11 protein-coding genes and 1 rRNA gene are annotated in these 21,001 nt (G+C 72.1%); 7 read left to right on the forward strand and 5 right to left on the reverse strand.

Features of this window, described 5'->3' with window-relative positions; translation table 11 throughout:
• A 5S ribosomal RNA gene (gene rrf, locus ACFVHK_RS07845) occupies positions 1 to 94 on the forward strand; the annotation flags it as partial.
• A 70-nt stretch (positions 95 to 164) separates the two neighbouring features.
• On the opposite strand, the gene ACFVHK_RS07850 is transcribed toward rrf, so the two are convergent.
• Positions 165 to 1,358: a WD40 repeat domain-containing protein gene (locus tag ACFVHK_RS07850; protein WP_376928328.1), complete on the reverse strand. Its 1,194-nt coding sequence runs from the start codon at positions 1,356 to 1,358 to the stop codon at positions 165 to 167.
• Positions 1,359 to 1,456: 98 nt separating this feature from the next.
• Positions 1,457 to 6,436 carry an nSTAND1 domain-containing NTPase gene (locus ACFVHK_RS07855; RefSeq protein ID WP_376928329.1) on the reverse strand — a complete coding sequence of 1,660 codons (4,980 nt, stop codon included), beginning with the start codon at positions 6,434 to 6,436 and terminating at the stop codon, positions 1,457 to 1,459.
• A gap of 388 nt (positions 6,437 to 6,824) precedes the next feature.
• On the opposite strand from ACFVHK_RS07855, the gene pulA reads away from it, so the two are divergent.
• Positions 6,825 to 13,019 (forward strand): pullulanase-type alpha-1,6-glucosidase, encoded by a 6,195-nt coding sequence (gene pulA / locus ACFVHK_RS07860; RefSeq protein WP_449224250.1) that lies wholly within the window; start codon positions 6,825 to 6,827, stop codon positions 13,017 to 13,019.
• A gap of 150 nt (positions 13,020 to 13,169) precedes the next feature.
• Here the strand turns inward: pulA and ACFVHK_RS07865 are convergent, their stop codons facing one another.
• Both ACFVHK_RS07865 and ACFVHK_RS07870 read right to left on the reverse strand, forming a co-directional pair.
• Positions 13,170 to 13,571, reverse strand: a complete 402-nt coding sequence (locus ACFVHK_RS07865) for a hypothetical protein (RefSeq protein ID WP_376928331.1) — start codon at positions 13,569 to 13,571, stop codon at positions 13,170 to 13,172.
• Positions 13,572 to 13,756: 185 nt separating this feature from the next.
• Complete coding sequence (locus ACFVHK_RS07870; RefSeq protein ID WP_376928332.1) at positions 13,757 to 14,767, reverse strand: o-succinylbenzoate synthase; 1,011 nt, start codon at positions 14,765 to 14,767, stop codon at positions 13,757 to 13,759.
• 136 nt (positions 14,768 to 14,903) lie between these two features.
• On the opposite strand from ACFVHK_RS07870, the gene ACFVHK_RS07875 reads away from it, so the two are divergent.
• The 3 genes from ACFVHK_RS07875 to ACFVHK_RS07885 all read left to right on the forward strand — a co-directional run bounded on the left by ACFVHK_RS07875 (position 14,904) and on the right by ACFVHK_RS07885 (position 18,243).
• The gene (locus ACFVHK_RS07875; protein WP_376928333.1) at positions 14,904 to 15,836 is read left to right on the forward strand and encodes a 1,4-dihydroxy-2-naphthoyl-CoA synthase; all 933 of its coding nucleotides are present in this window, start codon (positions 14,904 to 14,906) and stop codon (positions 15,834 to 15,836) included.
• A 58-nt stretch (positions 15,837 to 15,894) separates the two neighbouring features.
• Positions 15,895 to 17,064, forward strand: coding sequence for an AMP-binding protein (locus ACFVHK_RS07880; protein ID WP_376928334.1), 1,170 nt, complete (start codon positions 15,895 to 15,897; stop codon positions 17,062 to 17,064).
• Between the two features lie 159 nt (positions 17,065 to 17,223).
• Positions 17,224 to 18,243, forward strand: a complete 1,020-nt coding sequence (locus ACFVHK_RS07885; protein ID WP_376928335.1) for a 1,4-dihydroxy-2-naphthoate polyprenyltransferase — start codon at positions 17,224 to 17,226, stop codon at positions 18,241 to 18,243.
• Between the two features lie 54 nt (positions 18,244 to 18,297).
• Here ACFVHK_RS07885 and ACFVHK_RS07890 read toward each other — a convergent pair whose 3' ends face one another.
• Positions 18,298 to 18,579, reverse strand: coding sequence for a DUF4229 domain-containing protein (locus tag ACFVHK_RS07890; RefSeq protein WP_129235856.1), 282 nt, complete (start codon positions 18,577 to 18,579; stop codon positions 18,298 to 18,300).
• A 74-nt stretch (positions 18,580 to 18,653) separates the two neighbouring features.
• Here ACFVHK_RS07890 and ACFVHK_RS07895 point away from each other — a divergent pair, with 74 nt between their 5' ends.
• Both ACFVHK_RS07895 and menD read left to right on the forward strand, forming a co-directional pair.
• Positions 18,654 to 19,112, forward strand: coding sequence for a PLD nuclease N-terminal domain-containing protein (locus ACFVHK_RS07895; RefSeq protein ID WP_129235855.1), 459 nt, complete (start codon positions 18,654 to 18,656; stop codon positions 19,110 to 19,112).
• A complete protein-coding gene (gene menD / locus ACFVHK_RS07900) occupies positions 19,105 to 20,964 on the forward strand; it encodes a 2-succinyl-5-enolpyruvyl-6-hydroxy-3-cyclohexene-1-carboxylic-acid synthase (protein ID WP_376928336.1) in 1,860 nt (619 codons plus the stop codon). Before ACFVHK_RS07895 ends, menD begins: the two co-directional genes overlap by 8 nt.
• Positions 20,965 to 21,001 lie beyond the last annotated feature (37 nt).

Here is a 21,001-nt window from a genome sequence, read left to right on the forward strand (position 1 = left end):
AACGCCCGGACACATTCCGAACCCGGAAGCTAAGACTCGCAGCGCCGATGGTACTGCAGGGGCGACCCTGTGGGAGAGTAGGACACCGCCGGACACACATTCCAGAAGAGCCACCCCGAACAGGGTGGCTCTTCTGCATTTAACACCCACCCCACAGATCGGTGTCACCCGCGGAGACTGTGGACATGCACGATGCCGTTGTTCTGGACCGCCGCGAGGTAGCGCCCGTCGGGGCTGATCCGGACGTGCGCGATGCGCTGGAGCCCGTCCCCGGGGATCGAGAGCTGCTCCGCGCCGCTCTCGGCATCCCACATCGCGATGGTGCCATCCGAGTGCCCGGTGACGATCGCGGATCCGTCGGGCGCGAACCACGCCGTCTCGAACGGGGAGTCCGCCGAGAGCGTCATGAGTCGTTCTCCGGTGCGAACGTCCCACACCGTTGCCTCCGGCAGTTCGGGGTCGGTCGCGATGACGCGCTCACCGGCCGCATCGAACTCGGCCTTGATCGCCGGCGTCACCATGACCTGGCGCTGCGCGCCCGTCGCGGCGTCCCAGACGACGACCTCGGACGCTGCGGGGCCATCCTCGGCCGGTTCCGCGTCGTGGTCGAGGACGCGCGTGGCGGCGAGCAGGCTCGCATCGGGGCTGAAGGCGACGGCTACGTACTGCGTGCCATCGGGCGCGGGGTAGTTCGCGATCACCTCGCCCGACGTAGCTCGGATCTCGATGCGCGGATCATCGCCCTGGACGACGGTGGCGAGACGTTCCCCGTCCGTGCTCAGGTCCATGCCCCAGATCCATCCCTCTTCGAGTGCCGGCGTCGAGAACAGCGCCTCGCCCGTCGTCGTTCGGAAGAGATGTTCCTGACCCTTCCAACTCGCCGTCGCGGTGAACGCGCCTTCGCGCCCGAGGGAGAGATGACCCGTCTCGAGCCGACCGATGCCCACGGGTGCGGGAATCGTCGATACCTGGACTCCGGTCGCGATCTCATATGTCGACACCGCGCCGTCGATCTCGATGATCGCGATGTGTCGGCCGCTGGGCAGGAACTCGGCCGCGCTGTAGTCGACGTTGCCCTGCGAGTTGCCGTACTCGACACCTCGGACGCTCATCACCTCGGGCAGCGTCGAACCGCCAGGGGCCTCGGCAGAGTCGACGGCGACGGGGCCGTCCCCGCTCCGTTGCGGCGAGAGCGTCGCGCCGAGCAGGTATCCGGTGGCCAGCAAGGCAGCCCCGGCGGCGACCCATCCGAGGATGGGGCCGGCACGGCGACTGCGGCGAGCTCCCGCTTCGGTTCCGACGCGCTCCCGCTGGACGTCCACGTCCTGGACTGCGGACTCGTGTACTGAGGTGTCCATGACGGCTCCTTTGCTCCGGCCGCGCGATGCAGCTGATACCCGAAGGGTCGCGCGCGCGTGTGGCAGCGGCGTGGCGGACGCGTTGCACCACGTTGGCATCAGCCGCAGGTCGGGCGGTCGAAGTACCGCCGGCACTCGTCGTCGGTGAAGCCGCGCGTGAGACGCTGACGCGCGAGAACGACGAGGTCGTCCACGTCGAGCGCCCAGACCTTGACGACTCCGTCTTCGCCCGCCGACGCTGCCTTCGAGCCGTCGGGGCTGAGCGCGACTTGCGCGACGGGCCCGCCGCCGCCGCCGACGGCGAGGTGCTCGACGCCGTTCCGGGCATCCCAGAGACGGATCGTGCCGTCGCGATGTCCCGAGACGATGGAACCACCGTCGCTACTGAAGGCGAGATCCTCGAACGCCGCGTCCGCCTCGAGTGACACGATTCGTGCACCCGACCGGACGTCCCAGACCGTGACATCCGCCCCCGTCACCGTGATCGTGGCGATCCGATCTCCGCTGGGGTCGAAGGCGACGCGATCGGCCGGTGTCCGGATCTCCTGGACGAGGTCCCCGGACGCGCGGTCCCAGATCAGCACTGCCATCTGGGAAGGATCGTGGCCGACGGCAGGCACGCGCGCGGCTGCGACCAGCCGAGCCCGTGCGCTCAAGCTCACGTTGCCGAACGAGCCGCCGGGCTCGGCGGGAAGGGTGAGCACGACGTCGCCCGATGCGTCGTAGACCGAGACCGAGTCGTGATCACCGGTGACGGCGACCGCCACGTAGTCGCCGTCGTCGCTCAGGTCGATGCTCGACAACACAGCATCCCGGCCTTCGTGAGACGTCGTGTCGGCCGTGAAGAGCCCGCGGGCGCCCAGGTCGGAAAGTGCCAGCAGTCCGAGCCGGCTGCCAGCAGCGACGCGAGCTCCTTCGGTGCTGACGTCGAGGTGGACGACACCCGGGTCCTGGCGGCCCGGCAGACGGGTGTCCAATTCCCCGATGTGCCGTCCGGTCTCGGTGTTCGTGACCACCACACGGCCGGACGGATCGACCACGGCGAGCCGGCGACTGTCCGCGAGGAACACGACTGCACGCTCCCCGGAGCCCGAAGGCCGAATGCTCGGAATGCTCGTCCATTCGCCCCCTGCGGTGCCGGCGTCCCAGATGCGGACACTCGTGGCGGCGGTGTCGCCCGTCACCACTCGCGTGCCGTCGGGCGACACCGCCGCCCCGTCCAGCCCGGCCCGCGTGCCACGGGCGGCGTACGTCTGCAAGTGCCGAATGCCGTTCGGCGTGATCGCCGTGAGCATCGCCGTCCCGTCGTCACTCGCCGAGACGAGCACGCCACCCGTCGCGGCCCAGTCGATGCAGGTGACTCGATCGCTGTGGTCGCTGACCGTGTAGAGGCGCTCGCCGGTCTCGGCATCCCAGATGCGGACAGTCGCATCGCCGTGCGCGGTGGCGATCCAGCGTCCATCGGGGCTCCACGCGATGTCCGTGAGGATCGGGTCGTCGATAGGCCCGGACTCGAATCGGCGGGCCGCCGTGTCGATCTCGAAGACCGTGACGGACGGTGATTCGACGTGCTCGCCGCCGACGGCGACGAACGCGCCATCGGGGCTGAAGGACGTCGGCCCGACGGGCGCTGGGACCGCGAGCGCGACGTCGCCGGTGACGACATCCGTGACGCGCAGGACACCGTCGGGCCGGACGAAGGCGATCCGGCTCCCGTCGGGGCTGACCGACATCCCAGTCGCGGATGCTGCCGCCTCGGAGCCGTTCTGGACCGTTCGCACCAAGGCCAGGGTCCCCGAGGACGCGTCCCACACACGCACTGCGCCGTCGATGCCGGCGGTCGCGAGCCGCGAGCCATCCCGGCTGTACTCGATCTCGTCGATCGCACCGTCGTGCGCCTGCACGCCCCTCGTGACGGCACCGGACGTCGCGTCGTGCAGCATCAGGATCCCCGAACGCCCGGGGCCGTCCGTGGCGAACGAGTCACCCGCGGGACTCCAGTCGAGGGCTCCGCCGCTCCCGGTCACGGTCTGCAGCACGCGGGATGCGGTGACTGCCCGGTGCAGCGACTCCTGGGCGGCCCGGGGCACCGGTACGCCGAGGTCCATGGGGGCGTCGACCGCAGCGAGCGACAGCAGCGTCGCCAGTTCCGCGTCGTCGGCGAGCACGGCGTCGGAGGCAGCGGCGAACGCGAGCGAGGTCGCGACGATGCGCGCGTTCTCGGCGCCCCCGCGTTGGGCGACGGCGACGAACCCTCCGACGAATGCTCCGATCAGCGCGACCACCATCACCGCGAGCTGCAGTCGAAGACGCCGCGTGGTGCGGGCGCCTTCCCGAGCGCGTGCGGCGTCGGCCGCACGTTCCCGGTCGCGTGCCTCGCGCGCGGCATCGAGGTAGGCCCGCTCCGGGACACCCAGCGTCTCGGGATGCGCGGTGGCGGATTCCAGGGCGAGCTCGAGTCGCGCACCGCGATAGAGCGCACCCGGATCCCGACCGAACCCCTCCCACTCGGCTGCGGCGTCGCGCAGTCGGCCGAGTGAAACGAGGATCGCCCGGTCCTCGCGGATCCAGTCTCGCAGGCGCGGCCACGCCGACAGCAGCGCCTCGTGGGCGATCTCCACGGTCGGCGCACGCGTGTGCGGGTCGCGGTCGAGGGCGAGAAGTCGGGCATCCGCCCAGCGATCGATCGCGCGATCCATCTCACCTCCGTCGTCGCGATCGGCGAGCTCGGCGCGAGTCTGCCGCCGGCGCGTCGGCTCACCCTCAGGGGTCAGCGTGACGAGCCGCTCGAACAGCGCGCGCGCCACCGCCCTGCTCTCGTCGGGCAATGCGCGGAACAGCCCGTCGGCCCGCGCAGCGATCGCGCCACCGACCCCGCCGAGCTCCCGGTACGCCGCGAGCGTCAGGGTGTCCGCGGTCCGTTCCGCCAGGTCCTGGAGTGTGAACTGCAGGGCGGGCAGCGCGGCCGGCCGGTCGACCACAGCGCTCACGACCTCGGCCACGAGCGGCGGTTCGACGGCGAGCGACGCGCGCGCGGCCGGCCCGGTGATCGCGGACTCCAACTCGGCCGCGGTCATCGCGGGCACGAGGACCGCGCCATCCTGCATGAGGGCAGCGAACCGGGGGACCGCAAGCGCCCGGTCGGAGAAGTCCGCCCGAAGTGTCGCCACCACGCGGAGGCGCGCGTCGGGTGCGCGCAGTGCATCGACGAGCGCGTCCAGGAGCGCCCGACGCTCGTCGGCATCGGCGAGTGTGAACAGCTCTTCGAACTGGTCGATCACGAGGAGCACCTGTGCTCCGTCAGGGGTGAGATCGCGGATCGCACCATCGAGCGCGGACGGGTCGTCGGCGATGCGCCGGACGAGGCCGTGCACCTCTGCCACGGCCACATGGCGCAGCGCCTCGGCGAGCGATCGGAGCGGCCGGGGGCCGGGCCGCATCGTCGTGACGAACCATTGCGACGACCCATGGATGATCCCCGCTCTCACTCGGGGCAGCAGGCCCGCCCCGACAAGGCTCGTCTTGCCGGACCCCGAGCCCCCGAGCACCACGACGAGCCGCCGGCGACTCAAGCGGGCCACGAGCGCATCGACGAGTGCGCCGCGCCCGAAGAAGTCGGCTGCATCCGCCTCATCGAAGGGGCGCAACCCCTTGTAGGGGTTGTCCATGCGGGGCTCCGCTGGGACGCCGTCGAGCGCGATCAGGAGTTCGCGGATGAACTCGTCCATCGGCGGGCCGCCCATCGCGGCCCGGTCGAGGATCGTCCGGATCCCGGGTGTTGCGTCGAGCAGGCACTTCCCCACGAGGTTCGCCATCGCTCGGACATCGTCTGCGGGACGTGGCGCCGGCCGAGCCGTTCCCACGTCGAATCCGTCCAGGTTCGGATCGCCTCGGTGATCGAACAGCACTCTCTCCGCGGTGATGCCCCCGTGCATCGCCCCTGCGGCGTGCGCCATTGCGAGCGCTCCGCCGACGCGCTCCACGAGCGACCGGAGAGCGGAGGTCGCCAGCGGGCCGCGCGCCAGTCGATCGGCCAGGCTTCCGCCGGGCAGCCGGGGCGTCACGAGGTAGGCGCCGCCGGGATCACGCCAATGGTCGAGGAGGGGGACGACGGCCGGATGCCGCAGCGCGGACACGCGCCGGGCGGCGTGTTCGAACGACTGGACGAACCAGGGGGCGTTCGCCACGTCGACGGGCAGGGCGCGGATCACGAGATCGCGATCGTCGCCGTCGGCGTGTGCCGAATGGACGACACCTCGCGGCCCTGCGCCGAGGCGTTGGTCCAACCGGTAGCCGCGGATGCGCTCGCCGACGTCCGCGGACCGCGAGAGGGTCGGGTCGTGCGTGAGCACCTGGTGCTCGAGCTCCGCGAGCGCCGGCGAGGGATCCAGTCCGAGCTCATCGGCCAGCAGTGCACGGTAGACGCGCACCGACTCGAGAGCGTCGGCTTGGCGCCCCGATCGGTGCAAGGCGATCACGAGTTGCACCCGGAACGATTCGCGGAGCGGGGATTCGGCCACGAGCGCCTCGAGGCGAGCGAGGATCTCGCTCGCTCGCCCGCACGCCAACTCCGCGTCGACGAGCCGCTCCCACGCGACAAAGTGGAGTTCCCGAAGGCGCTGGGCTTCGGGATGCGCCCAGTCCTCGTCGGCGAATTCCGCGTACGGGTCGCCGCGCCACAGGGCGAGCGCCTCTCGGCACGCCTGGGCCGCACGATCGGCCCCCTCGCGATCGAGCATCGCCGATGCCGCATGCACGAGACGCTCGAAGCGCGCAGCGTCGAGCGTCTCGTCGTCATCCAGGTGGAGGGCATAGCCCGGTGCCCGCGTGATGATGCTCGCGCCGCCGGAGACGTCCAACACGCGACGCAGGCGAGCAATGTAGCTGCGCAGGGTCGTGGCGGCCGCCGGGGGCGGTGCGCTCGAGAACACGACCTCGATCAATCGGTCGGCGGAGACGATCGTTCCGTGGTGCATGAGCAGCACGGCGAGCAGGCGGCGCTGGCGCGACCCGCCCACGGCCACCTCACGCCCCTCGGCGGTGACGGTGAGTCCACCCAGTACGAGAAACCCGGACATCGGTGCTCCTGGGACCGACTGTAGCCCCTCTGCCACGGTGCGGCGAGGGCGTGGCAGTCCCGTGGCGTCCGCCGGTGCCCTTGCTCCGAGGCGCTGCGCAAGCGCTTGCGGAGCGTCCGTGCGAGCCCGTCGATGGAACCACGCGGGTGAACGTCTCGGGCGTGGGTGAATGCTCCCGGCGCACGATGATGTCGCGCACGACCAGACCAGGATCCATGCGGAATCCCGTCGGCCTGCAGGACACCCGGCGCGGATGGGGGCGGATGATCGCGCGGTCTCATGGCCTCGCGTCGAGTTAATGCAAGCGCTTGCAATCTTGCCTCGCCAGCCGGTAAGGTCGCGCTCAATGTCAGTTGGCACGTCGTCGTGCCGGAATCGGGAGTCAAGGATGACGCAACGGGCGCGTGCTCGCAGCTTGCTGGCTTTGGGGGTGACGGGCGCCGTCGCGGCATCCGTTCTCGCCGTCGTACCGATCGGGGCCGCGGCCGAGGAGGGCGATACGTTCGCCCTCGTCGGCTCGCTGCAGACCGAGCTGGGGTGTTCGGAGGACTGGCAGCCCGCGTGCGCGGACACCGAACTGCTCCCGACCGATACGGCCGGCGTCTACGCCGCCGACTTCACCCTGCCGGCGGGTACGTACGAGTACAAGGTCGCCGCGAACGACTCCTGGGATGCGAGCTGGGGCCTGAACGGCGGCGGCGACAACATCCCGCTGACCGTCGCGGGCGACGCCGACGTGCGCGTGGTCTTCGACGACACCCAGAAGCGCGTCGGCCTCGAACTGCTCGACGTGCGCGGCCCCTACGACGAGGCGACGGATGCCGCGCTCGTCCTGCCGCCCGTGCGCCAGCCGGGCAGCGCCGAGAACTTCTACTTCGTGATGACCGACCGGTTCGCCAACGGCGACCCGTCGAACGACACCGCCGGCATCGCGGGCGACCGCCTCGACCACGGGTTCGACCCCACCGACAAGGGCTTCTACCACGGCGGCGACATCCAGGGCATCCGCGACAACCTCGACTACATCGAGGGCCTCGGGACGAGCGCGATCTGGTTCACCCCGAGCTTCAAGAACAAGCCCGTGCAGGGCGAGGGCGACGACGCGAGCGCCGGGTACCACGGCTACTGGATCACCGACTTCACGCAGATCGACCCGCACCTCGGCACCAACGCCGAGCTCGAGGCACTGATCGCCGAGGCGCACGCCAAGGGCATCAAGGTCTACTTCGACATCATCACGAACCACACGGCCGACGTGATCTCGTACGAGGAGGGCCAGTACTCCTACATCGACAAGGCCACGAGCCCGTACCGCGACGCCGCGGGCGAGGTGTTCGACCCGAGCGCGATCGCGGGCAGCCCCGACTTCCCCGACCTCGACCCGGAGACGAGCTTCCCCTACACGCCGACCATCTCGGCCGAGGAGGCCGACGTCAAGGTGCCGGCGTGGCTGAACGACCCGACCGTCTACCACAACCGCGGCGACTCGACCTGGGCGGGCGAGTCGGTCACCTTCGGCGACTTCGTCGGCCTCGACGACCTCATGACCGAGGACCCGACCGTCGTGGACGGGTTCGTGCAGGTCTACCAGGACTGGGTCGACCTCGGCATCGACGGGTTCCGCATCGACACCGCCAAGCACGTGAACTTCGAGTTCTGGGAGACCTGGTCGACCGAGGTGCTCGACTACGCGCACGCGCAGGGCAAGCCCGACTTCTTCATGTTCGGCGAGGTCTACGACGCCGACCCGGTCAAGCTCTCGCCGTACGTGCGCAACAGCGACATGAACTCGGTGCTCGACTTCACCTTCCAGTCGCAGGCCGTGTCGTTCGCCGCCGGCAACTCGGCGAAGAACCTGCAGTCGCTGTTCGCCGGCGACGACTACTACACGACGCCCGACTCCTCGGCGACCGCGTTGCCGACCTTCCTCGGCAACCACGACATGGGCCGCATCGGCTACTTCCTCGCCAACTCGGGTGACACCGCGGTGCAGCGCGACGAACTGGCCCACGAGCTCATGTACCTCACGCGCGGCCAGCCGGTCGTGTACTACGGCGACGAGCAGGGGTTCGCGGGCACCGGCGGCGACAAGGACGCACGCCAGACGCTCTTCGCGAGCCAGGTCGACGAGTACGTGAACCAGCCGCTCGTCACCGGCGAGAACGCCGGCAGCGTCGACCGCTACGACACGGGCGCGCCGCTCTACACGCACATCGCCGCACTCGCCGAGCTGCGCGAGGCGCACCCGGCGCTCGAGCAGGGCGCGCAGGTCGAGCGGTTCGTCACCGACGGCGCGGGCGTCTACGCGTTCAGCCGCGTCGACCGCGACGAGAAGGTCGAGTACCTGGTCGCCGTCAACAACGCGAACGAGTCGAAGACCGTCGACGTGCCGACGCTGACGGCGGATGGCGCGTTCGAGGTGCTCTACGGCGACGCATCCGCGCTGACTGCCAACGCCGACGGCGTGGCATCCGTCACCGTGCCGGCGCTAGGAGCCGTGGTGTGGAAGGCCGACCGGCAGGTGACCGCCCCCGAGGCCGCATCTGCGATCGCCGTCGACGTGCCCGTTGCGGGCGCCGGCGTCACCGGTGTCACGCCGGTCTCGGCCGACGTCGCCGACAGCACCTGGCAGGAGACGAGCTTCGCCTGGCGCGTCGCCGGCTCCGCCGAGTGGACGCCGCTCGGCACCGCCGAGGACACCACGCCGCGCGTCTTCCACGACACCGCGGGCCTCGCGAACGGCACGCTGATCGAGTACCGGGCCGTGTCGACGGATGCCGCGGGCAACCGCGCCGCCGCCTCGACCTACGCCTCGGTCGGCAATGCCGTGAACCTCGTCGTCGAGGAGGAGCCCGAGCCCGAGATCGGCCTGGTCACCGTGCCCGGCAGCCACAACTCGGAGATGGGCTGCCCGGGCGACTGGCAGCCCGGCTGCGAGGCCGCGAAGCTCACCAAGCGCGCCGACGGCATCTACGCCGGCACGTTCGAGGTGCCCGCCGGCACCTACGAGTACAAGGTCGCGATCAACGGCAGCTGGGCGCTGAACTACGGCGCGAACGGCGTGCAGGACGGCCCGAACGTCACCTACACGACCGAGGGCGGCCCGGTCACGTTCTACTGGGACCCGCGCACGAACGTGTTCTCGTCGACTGCCGAGGGCCCCATCGTGACGCTGCCCGGCAGCCTGCAGTCCGAGCTCGGCTGCCCCGGCGACTGGCAGCCCGACTGCATGGTCACCTTCGCGCAGGACGGCGACAAGGACGGCGTCCACGAGTTCTCCACCGACGGCCTGCCCGCCGGTTCCTACGAGGTGAAGGTCGCCCACGGCCTCTCGTGGGATGAGAACTACGGCGTCGACGGGGTCCGCAACGGCGGCAACATCCAGTTCGTCGTCGCGACCGACGGCGAGTTCGTCACGTTCCGCTACACGCTCGAGACGCACGTGCTCGAGGTCGTCGTCGCCGATCCGCCGCTCGCCGGCATCGGCCAGCAGCGCGCGTACTGGCTCGACGCCGAGACGCTCGCGTGGCCCGCGTCGCTGCTCGGCGGCGGGAACGCGGCCGACCTGGCGTACACGCTCGAGTTCGCGGCCGACGGCGGGCTCGGCACCGCCGGCAGCGCCGTGACCGGCGCCGACCAGTCGGTCGAGCTCGAGTTCCAGTCGGGCGGTATCGGCGATGAGCTCGCCGCGACCTTCCCCCACCTGGCGAGCTACGTGGCGCTCCGCCCGGTCGGCCTCGACCGCGACGCGATCGCCGAGCTCGTCACCGGCGAGCTGCAGGTCGCGCAGCGCAGCGGCGACGCGCTCACCGCGATGACCGGCGTGCAGCTGCCGGGCGTGCTCGACGACCTGTACGCCGACGCCGTGGCATCCGCTGCGCTCGGTGCCTCGTTCGACGACGGCGCACCGACGCTCTCCGTCTGGGCGCCGACCGCGAAGTCGGTCTCGGCCCAGGTGTGGGACACCGGCTCGACCGGCGACCCGCAGGTGCTGCCGGCGACGTTCGACGCGGCATCCGGTGCGTGGTCGGTGGCCGAGGGCGTCGACGCCGGTGACGAGTACCGCTGGCTCATCGAGGTCTACGCGCCGACGACCGGCGAGGTCGAGGAGAACTCGGTGACCGACCCCTACTCGGCGGCGCTCACCGTGAACTCGGCGCGCACCGTGGTGGTCGACCTCGACGACCCGGCACTCGCTCCCGAGCTGTGGGCCGAGACGCCTGCGCCGCTCGTCGAGCGCCAGGTCGACCGCGCGATCACCGAGCTGCACGTGCGCGACTTCTCGATCACGGATGAGACCGTGCCCGAGGACGAGCGCGGCACCTACCGTGCGTTCACCCGCAACAGCGCGGGCACCGCGCAGCTCCGCGAGCTCGCGGCCGCGGGCATCAACACGGTGCACCTGCTGCCGACATTCGACATCGCGACCATCGAGGAGCGCCGCGACCAGCAGGCGACCCCCGACTGCGACCTCGAGACCTTCGGCCCGGCGTCGGAGGAGCAGCAGGCCTGCATCGAGGCGATCCGCGACCTCGACGGGTTCAACTGGGGCTACGACCCGTACCACTTCCAGGCGCCCGAGGGCTCCTACGCGGTCGACCCCGAGGGCGGCGCTCGCGTCGCGGAGTTCCGCGAGATGGTCGGCGCCCTGCACGCCACCGGCCTGCAGGTCGTGCTCGACGAGGTGTACAACCACACCGCCCAGTCGGGCCAGGGCGAGAAGTCGGTGCTCGACAGGGTCGTGCCCGGCTACTACCACCGCCTGAACGCGACCGGCGGCGTCGAGACCTCGACGTGCTGCCAGAACGTCGCGACCGAGCACGCCGTCGCCGAGAAGCTCATGGTCGACTCGACCGTGCTCTGGGCGAGGGAGTACAAGGTCGACGGGTTCCGGTTCGACCTGATGGGCCACCACTCGAAGGCGAACATGCTCGCCATCCGCGAGGCGCTCGACGAGCTCACGCTCGCCGAGGACGGCGTCGACGGCTCGAAGGTGTTCCTCTACGGCGAAGGCTGGAACTTCGGCGAGGTCGCGAACAACGCCCGGTTCGAGCAGGCCTCCCAGGGTCAGCTCGGCGGCACCGGGATCGCGACGTTCAACGACCGCCTGCGGGACGGCGTGCACGGCGGCAGCCCGGTCTCGGGCGACTCGAAGTACGAGCAGGGCTTCGGCACCGGGCTCGCGGGCGAGCCGAACGGCCGTCCCGTGCGCGACGGCATCCGGGACCTCGGCCAGCAGACCGACCTGGTGAAGGTCGGCCTCGCGGGCAACCTGCGCGACTTCGAGTTCACCGGCTCCGACGGGGTCGTGAAGTCGGGCGCCGAGGTCGACTACAACGGCTCGCCGGCCGGCTACGCGGATCACCCGGAGGAGGTCATCAACTACGTCGACGCGCACGACAACGAGACGCTGTTCGACCTCGGCGTGCTCAAGCTCCCGCAGGAGACGTCGATGGCCGACCGGATCCGCATGAACACGCTGTCGCTCGCGACCGTGACGTTCTCGCAGAGCCCCTCGTTCTGGCACGCCGGCACCGAGCTGCTGCGCTCGAAGTCGCTCGACCGCAACAGCTACAACTCGGGTGACTGGTTCAACCGGATCGACTGGACCGGCCAGGAGTCGACCTTCGGGTCGGGCCTGCCGATGAAGGCCGACAACGAGGACCATTGGCCTGTCATGGCCGAACTGCTGGGCGACGAGGCGCTGAAGCCGACCGCGGAGGACATCGCCTCCGCCGAGGCGGCCGCGCTCGACCTGCTGCGCGTGCGATCGAGCGTCGACCTGCTGAAGCTGGGCTCGGCCGAGCTCATCGAGCAGAAGGTCTCGTTCCCGAACGGCGGGGCGGATGCCACGGACGGCCTCATCGTGATGCTCATCGACGACCTCGTCGGTGACGACGTCGACCCCGAGCTGGAGGGTGCCCTGGTCGTGTTCAACGCCTCGGGCGAGGCGATCACCGAGCAGGTCGACGGGCTCTCGGGCCGCGATTTCAAGCTCGCGAAGCCGCTGCAGAACGGCATCGACGAGACCGTCAAGGAGACGAAGTGGAAGGCGAAGACCGGGACGCTGACGATCCCGGCGCGCACGGCTGCGGTGCTCGTCGACGACCAGAAGGTGACGGGCCCGGCGAAGGGCGCGGCCGCGGCCGCGCCCCAGACGGCCGAGGGATCGGCGGCGGCCACCACCGCCCCGACGTCCGACGCTCCGGTCGTGCGCCTGGCCGCCGGTTCGGTGCAGGTCGGCTCGGCGCTCGCGGTCGCGGGTTCCGGCTTCGACTCGGGCGAGCTCGTCCAGGTGTGGCTCGAGTCGACCCCGCGTCTCCTCGAGGCGCAGTCCGCCGGTGCCGACGGCACGGTGGCCTTCGACGTCACGATCCCCGAGGGGACCGAGATCGACGGGCACCACGTGCGGCTGATCGGCGTGGCCTCCGGTGCCGAGGCGGTCGCGGAGCTCACCGTGGTCGGTCCGCTCGGCCTCACCGCGACGCAGGGCGCGCTCGCCGCACTGCTCGGGGTCGCCGCGCTCGCCGCAGCCCTGATCGTGGTTGCGCCGCGCCTGCGGCGCTCGCGGGTCAGGGCCTGAGGTCGCCGGGCGAGGCGGGTGTGCGCCGCCTCGCCCGGACAGTGCGCATCGGCGCCCGGGAGTTCGTCCGGGGCGCCGACGCGCGCGCACCACGATGCCCGGCGCCCCCCCGGCGCCGGGCATCGTCGTCGGCCGTGGGCCGATCGGCCGCTAGAGCGGGATGTCGACGCCGCAGCCGGCGAACGCGGAGAACAGGTCGGCGCCGTGCGCGGCGAAGATCTCGTCGATCCCCTTGCCGTCGGCGGCCTTCGCCTCGTTCGGGTTGTTCCCGGCGACGACGCCGTCGTTGCCGTGCGCGCCCTTGACGTGGATGGTGAACGACATCGGCGCTCCGGTGGCCGCGTACGCGTCGGTCACGCACTCCGCGTCGTCCGGCTCCAGGCCCACGGTGAGCTCCTCGAAGTACACCGTGAACCACGCCTGCGAGTTGGACGCACCCGCGTTGCCCTTCTCGGATCGATTGGGGTTGAAACACTCGTGGGCGTAGGCGGCCATGCCGCTGCCCAGCGTGAGCGCGGCGGCCAGGCCCACCCCGGCGCCGATGTTGGTCATCGTTCTCGAGAACATCCTTGCTCCACTTCGATTCGGGTAGAAACGACCGTCGATCGGGTCGTCGCATCCGACGATGCACGCGATCGGCGTTGATGGACTCAGGGTGCTCCCCGGTATTGTCCGCCGATACCCCCAGAAACGGGGGTATCCTCAGTTCTTCGAATGGTTCGGGAACCGCCTCGTGATCAGGGGGTTTCGATCGCCACGCCGGTCAGGACCGCGAAGCAGCGCTCGAGCCGCGCGAGCCACCAGGCCGCGCGGTCGCCGTCGGCGGCGTACCGGTCGAGCAGTGCCGGGTCTGGATCGATGCGGCGGACGTCGATCGCGCCGCCGCTCGGGAGCAGCGGGTCGCGTGAGACATCCGCCGCCAGCAGCGAGGCCGTGCCGAGCCCGCAGTCGTAGTCGAGCGTCGGGAGCGCCGCGGCGAGGTGCGCGCCCATCGCGAGTCCGACGCTCGTGTCGAGCGCGCTCGAGACGACGATCGGCAGCCCGGCGCGCTCGGCGACGTCGAGCGCGCGACGGATGCCTCCGAGCGGCGCGGCCTTCACGACGAGCAGGTCCGCGGCGCCCGCCGCGGCGACCGCGAGCGGGTCGTCGGCTCGGCGGACGCTCTCGTCGGCGGCGATCGGGATGCCCATGTACTTCGTGCGCGTGCGGATCTCGGCCAGTTCGGGCACGCTCGGGCAGGGCTGCTCGACGTACTCGAGGTCGAACGGCGCGAGCGCGTGGATGGCGTGCTCGGCCTCGTCGACGTTCCATCCGCCGTTCGCGTCGACCCGGATGCGCCCCTCGGGGCCCATCGCCTCGCGCACCGCGCGCACGCGCGCGACATCCTGATCGAGGGTCTGGTCGGATGCCGCGACCTTGACCTTCGCCGTCCGGCAGCCGGGGAACCGCTCGAGCACGGCCGGCACGGCATCGGCGTCGACGGCGGGCACGGTCGCGTTCACGGGGATGCGGTCGCGATGCGCGGCCGGCGCCGGGTTCCAGCCGAAGTCGATCGCGGCGCCGAGCCAGGTCGCCGCCTCCTCGTCGTCGTACTCGGCGAACGGCGCGAACTCGGTCCAGCCCTCGGGGCCCTCGATCAGCAGGGCCTCGCGCACCTCGATGCCGCGGAAGCGCGTGACGAGCGGGAGTGCGACCACCCGAGCGGTCGCGAGGAGGTCGTGCAGGGGCGGCAGGGCGACGGCGCTCATGCGTCGAGTCTGCCACCCCGGCCGTGCCTCGGCCGTGCGGTGAGGTGACGGGAACTGCTGCCGCACGTGCGCGGACGAGCCGTTCGCGTCATCTCGGCAACGGGAGCGCAGGCCGCGCCGAACTAGGCTGGAGGCCATGGCAGTCGAGGTGTCGGAACTGTTCGATCCGAGCGTGTGGGTGGATGCCGCGGCATCCGTAACCGGCGAAGGCGGTTTCACCGACATCACCTACCACCACTCGGCCGACGGTCGCATCGCGCGCATCGCGTTCGACCGCCCCGAGGTGCGGAACGCGTTCCGCCCGCACTCGGTCGACGAGCTGTACCGCGCCCTCGAGGACGCCCGCACGAACCCGCGCATCGGCGTCGTGCTGCTCACCGGCAACGGGCCGAGCCCCAAGGACGGCGGCTGGGCGTTCTGCTCCGGCGGCGACCAGCGCATCCGCGGTCGCGACGGCTACCAGTACTCGGCGGCCGAGGGCGAGGTCGTCCGCGACCCGGCCGCCGCGGCCGCGACCGGGCGACTGCACATCCTCGAGGTGCAGCGGCTCATCCGCTTCATGCCGAAGGTCGTCATCGCGGTCGTGCCGGGGTGGGCCGCCGGCGGCGGGCACTCGCTGCACGTCGTCTGCGACCTCACCATCGCCTCGCGCGAGCACGGGCGGTTCAAGCAGACGGATGCCGACGTCGGCAGCTTCGACGCCGGCTACGGGTCGGCGTACATGGCCCGCCAGGTCGGGCAGAAGTTCGCGCGCGAGGTCTTCTTCCTCGCCGAGGAGTACTCGGCCGATCGTGCGTACGAGATGGGTGCGGTGAACCGCGTCGTGCCGCACGCCGACCTCGAGCGCGAGGCGATCGCGATGGCACGCACCATCCTCACGAAGTCGCCGACGGCGATCCGGATGCTGAAGTTCGCGTTCAACGCCGTCGACGACGGGCTCGTGGGCCAGCAGGTGTTCGCGGGCGAGGCGACGCGGCTCGCGTACGGCACCGACGAGGCGGTCGAGGGGCGCGACTCGTTCCTGGAGAAGCGACAAGCCGACTGGGGTCCGTACCCGTGGCACTACTGATCGCGTCGGCGCGCTGCGCCGGCCAGCGACACCTGACGTGCCGGTGTCGAGGGTCCGCATGAAACCCCTCATCAGGGTTCCCGTCGGCGACGTCGCGAGGCTGATGGGGCAGTTGCGCGAGGCCGTGCTCCTCGACGGGCTCGCGGTGCTGCCCTTCTCCGGAGACGACGAGCCGGACGACCCCATCGAGGCGCTCGTCCCCGACGAGGTCGCCCTCGTGATCGAGACGAGCGGGTCGACGGATGCCCCGAAGCGGGTCGGCCTCTCCGGAGCCGCGCTCCGCGCGAGCGCCGGCGCGACCTCGCGGTGGTTCGGAGGCGTGCACGGACAGTGGCTGCTCGCCCTGCCCGCGACCTACATCGCCGGCGCGCAGGTGCTCGTGCGTTCGCTCGTCGCCGGCACCGAGCCGGCGGTCATGCCCGCGGGCGGCTTCACGCCCGAGGGCTTCGTCGACGCGGCCCGCACGCTCGACCCCGACCGGCCGTGGTTCACCTCGCTCGTGCCCGTGCAACTCGCCCGCCTCGTCGACGCCGCCGACGCCGATCGCTCGGTTCGCGCCGCGCTCGGGTCGTTCGAGGCGATCCTGCTCGGCGGCCAGGCCGCGCCCGTCGGACTCGTCGAGCGCGCGACCGCGCTCGGCGCCCGGGTGCACCGCACGTACGGGTCGAGCGAGACCGCCGGTGGATGCGTCTACGACGGGACGCCGCTGCCGGGCGTCGAGGTGCGGATCGTCGACGGCGAGGTGCAGCTCGCCGGGCGCATGCTCGCCGAGGGCTACCTCGATGACCCCGAGCGCACCGCACGCGCCTTCGCGGTCGATGCCGACGGGCGGCGCTGGTACCGCACGGGCGACCTCGGTTCGATCGGCGACGACGGCCGGCTGCGGGTGACCGGGCGCACCGACGACGTGATGACGTCGGGCGGGGTCAAGGTCGTGCTCGGCGAGGTCGAGCGCGCGGTGCACGGCGTCGACGGGTTCGCCGACGCGGTCGTGGTCGCCGTGCCCGACCCCGAGTGGGGCGAGCGCGCCGCGGTCGTCGGCACCGGGTCGGCGCCGCGCGCCGCGGGCGCGCTCGAGGCACTGCGTGCGGCGACGGATGCCGCGGGGCTGCCCCCGGCCGGTCGCCCCGCTCGCGTCGTCGTGGTCGACGAGCTCCCTCGGCTCGCCTCGGGCAAGCCCGACCGCGTCGCGGCATCCGCCCTCGCCCGGGACGCCGGCGCCGCCTGACGCGATCGATCGCGCGGGCTCCGCGCCGCGTTCGCAGGATCATCGGGTCGATGCGGCGCGCGACCGGGGCGCATCGGCCGTCTCATCATGCGAATCCGCGCGCGGGCTGCCGGCGGAATGGCGGAGCCGACGACGAGGCGCGCGGAATAGCATGTCGGGGTGGCACGCCCGAAGACCCCTCGCACCCCGTCCGCCCAGCCGGCCCAGGCCGCCAAGCCGTCGAGGCCTCGCACGAACGGACGCTCCGGCAACCCGGCCAGGGCGGCCGCGGCGGCGCCGCGCGCGCAGCGCGGCCCCGCGACCTTCCGCGACTGGGTCGGCGGTGCGCGCCTGCGGACGCTTCCGCTCGCGATCGCGCCGGTCGCGCTGGGCACCGGTGCCGGGGTGGTGATGCTCGGCTACCTCGACGAGCCGTTCCATCCGTGGCGCGCGGTGCTCGCGCTCGTCGTCGCGCTCGCGCTGCAGGTCGGCGTGAACTACGCCAACGACTACTCCGACGGCGTGCGCGGCACCGACGAGCACCGCGTCGGACCGGCGCGGCTCGTGGGGTCGGGCGCCGCGACGCCGCGGCAGGTGCTCACGGTCGCGCTGGCGTTCTTCGGCCTGGCGGCCGTCGCGGGGCTCGCGCTCGTCGTCCTCACGCAGCAGTGGTGGCTGCTCGCGGTCGGCGCCGCGGCGATCGTCGCCGCCTGGTTCTACACGGGCGGCAAGCGCCCCTACGGCTACTCCGGGCTCGGCGAGCTGTTCGTGTTCGTGTTCTTCGGCCTGGTCGCGACGGCGGGCTCGACGTACGTGCAGGCGCTCGGCGTGAACCTCGAGTCGTGGACGGGCGGCGTCGGCGTCGGCCTCATCGCGTGCGCGGTGCTCATGGCGAACAACCTCCGCGACGTCGAACAGGACCGCATCGCCGGCAAGCGCACGCTCGCCGTGCTGGTAGGTCCGCTCGTCGGACGGATCCTGTTCGCCGTCTTCATGCTCGCGCCGTTCGCCGTCACGGTGTTCTGGGCGCTGCTCTACCCGCCGGCATGGCTGGTGCTGTTCGCGCTGCTCGCCGCGCTGCCGGCGTGCGCGATCGTCGGCTGGGCGCGCACGCCGCGCGAACTCATCATCGGCCTGCAGCTCGCGAGCGTGACCGCACTCGCCTACGGCGTCGGCATGGGCCTGGCGTTCGCGTACTGAGGGGCGGATGCCGCGGGGCGGGTGCCGCGGGGCGGCGGATGCCGCGGCGCGCCGCTACTCCGACCGACGCTGCTCGGCCTCGTCGACCGCCGAGTCCTCGGCCTCGTCGTCGACCGTGACGACCGGCTGCTCGCGGTGCCGGGCCTCGTAGATACCCTGCGCGAGCTCCTCGCGCTGCCTGCGGAGGAAGATGAGCGACGCGCTGAATCCGAACAGCGCGGCCACGATCACGGAGATCCAGGGCGTGACGCCCGCGACCAGCAGCACCACCAGCGGTGCGGCGAAGAGGAGCACGCGCAGCAGCGTGTAGCGGAGCCAGACGGGGAGGGCCTTCACCCGTTCAGTGTAGGCAGCGCAGTCTGGGTGCCCGCTCCCAGCCGAACGTGATGCGACACGCCTAGAATCGGTGCATGGTCCGCCTCTGGTTGATCGCCGGTGTCGCCGCCGTGGTCTTCACGATCTACGCGGCGGTGGACTGCGCGCTCTTCGATCGCACTCGCATCCGTGGTCTCCCGCGCGGGTGGTGGATCGTCGTGATCCTGCTCGTGCCGGTGATCGGCGCCGCGCTCTGGTTCATCGTCGGCCGTGGTCGGGCCATTCGCGTGGGTCGTGTGAACCCCCACAGCAATGCGCCCGACGACGACCCCGAGTTCCTGCGGCGCCTGCGCGCCGACGCCGAGCACCAGGAGCGGATCCGCCGGCTGGAGCAGGAGCTCGAGCAGCTCGACCACGAGCTCGATGCCGACGCCGACGAGGACGGCCCGGCCGCCCGGCCGCGGGGCGATGACCCGCTCGGCACCGACCGACGACGCAATGACGGAACCGACGGCCCCGGCGAACCCGGACCCTCGGGTCTGCCGAATGGCTGAGGGCCGGTCGGTCGCGAGTCCCGCCACCGCAGCCGCGATCGCGCTGCTCGCGCACTTGGTGCGCGCGGGCGTGACCGATGTCGTCGTGGCGCCGGGTTCGCGGTCGCAGGCGCTCGCGCTCGCCGCGTCGGAACTGGAGCGCGTCGGCGGCATCCGCCTGCACGTGCGCATCGACGAGCGCGGCGCGGGGTTCCTCGCGCTCGGGCTCGCCGTCGAGACCGGGCGGCCCGCGGTGGTGGTGACGACGTCCGGGACCGCGGTCGCGAACCTGCACCCCGCCGTGCTCGAGGCGCACCATGCGGGCGTGCCGTTGATCGTCGCGACCGCCGATCGGCCGGCCGAGCTGCGCGGCATCCGCTCGAACCAGACGACGATGCAGCCCGGCATCTTCGCGGGCGCGGTGCGCCTCGAGCGCGACGTCACCCCCCCCGAAGGCCGTGCGGGTGAGGCGGATGCCGCGGCGCGCCTCGCGCGCGACGCGGTGCGGGCCGCGGTCGGAGTCGACGCCGACGGCGTGCTCGTGCCGCACCCGGGTCCGGGTCCGGTCCACCTGAACCTGCAGTACCGCGAGCCGCTCTCGTCGGCGGTGTCGCTCGACGCCCCGCCGCTGCGCGGGGCGGATGCCGCCGCATCCGTCGACGAGATCACCGCCGCCGCGCGTGGCGACGCGCGGGTCGCGGCGATCGGGCACGGCCCGCGCACGGTCGTCATCGCCGGCGCCGGCGCCGGTCCGGAGGCCGAGGAACTGGCGCGTGCGGGTGGCTGGCCGCTCATCGCGGAGGTCACGAGCGGCGCGCGGTTCGGGCCGAACCTCGTGGTCGCGTACCGCGAGCTGCTGCGCGAGCCCGGCTTCGGCGACGAGGTCGAGCGGGCGATCGTGTTCGGGCACCCGACGCTCTCGCGGGAGGTGCTCGCGCTGGTCCGGCGCGACGGCGTCGAGACGATCGCGGTCGCGCCGTGGGGCGTCGAGTGGTTCGACCCGGGGCACGCGGTCGGCCGGTTCGAGCGCGCCGTGTCGGTCGAGCCGCATGAACCGACGGCCGAGGAGCGCGCGTGGACCGGCCGGTGGGTGCGGGCGAGTCGGATCCTGCTCGACCGGCGCGACGAGGCGGGCGTCGACGACGCCGGTTCGGGCGGGCTGCGCAGCGGGGTCGACGAGACCGGGCACGTCAGCGACTACGCCGCGCAGCGCGCGTACCTGAAGGACCAGCTCGCGCGCATCCGGCAGCCGGTCGACCGTCGCATGCTCGTCGAGGCGCTCTGGGCGGCGACCTGGCCGCACGACCGGCTCGTGTTCGGCGCTTCCCGCCTCATCCGCGACGCCGACCGCAACGTGCCGGGGCGCCGCATCGCCGTGCACGCGAACCGCGGCCTCGCGGGCATCGACGGCACGGTCGCGACGGCGATCGGCATCGCGATCGCGAGCCAGTCGGCGGCGCCGGGTGCCGCCCAGACCGGAGCCGAGACGGATGCCGCTGCGGCGGACGCCGCCGGGACCGCGCCCGCCCGCACGAGCGCGACCGGCATCACGCGCGCGCTGATCGGCGACCTGACGCTGCTCCACGACGTCGGCTCGCTCCTGATCGGCACCGGCGAGACGCGTCCGCGCGTGCTCGTCATCGTGGGCAACGACGGCGGCGGCACGATCTTCGACGCGCTCGAGGTCGCCGGATCCGCCCCGGCCGAGGCGTTCGACCGCGTGCAGTACACCCCGCAGTCGGTCGACCTGTCGGCGCTCGCGAGCGCGTACGGCTGGGAGTACCGCCGTGCTGCGACGCGGGGCGAGCTCGACGAGGCGCTCGGCACGACCGTCACCGGACCGACGCTGCTCGAGGTGCCGCTGGCGCGCTGAGCGTGCGCTGGAGCCCCGCACCCGGGCGGCTGCCGCG

This window comes from Agromyces binzhouensis, assembly GCF_042672355.1.
GTDB lineage: Bacteria > Actinomycetota > Actinomycetes > Actinomycetales > Microbacteriaceae > Agromyces > Agromyces binzhouensis.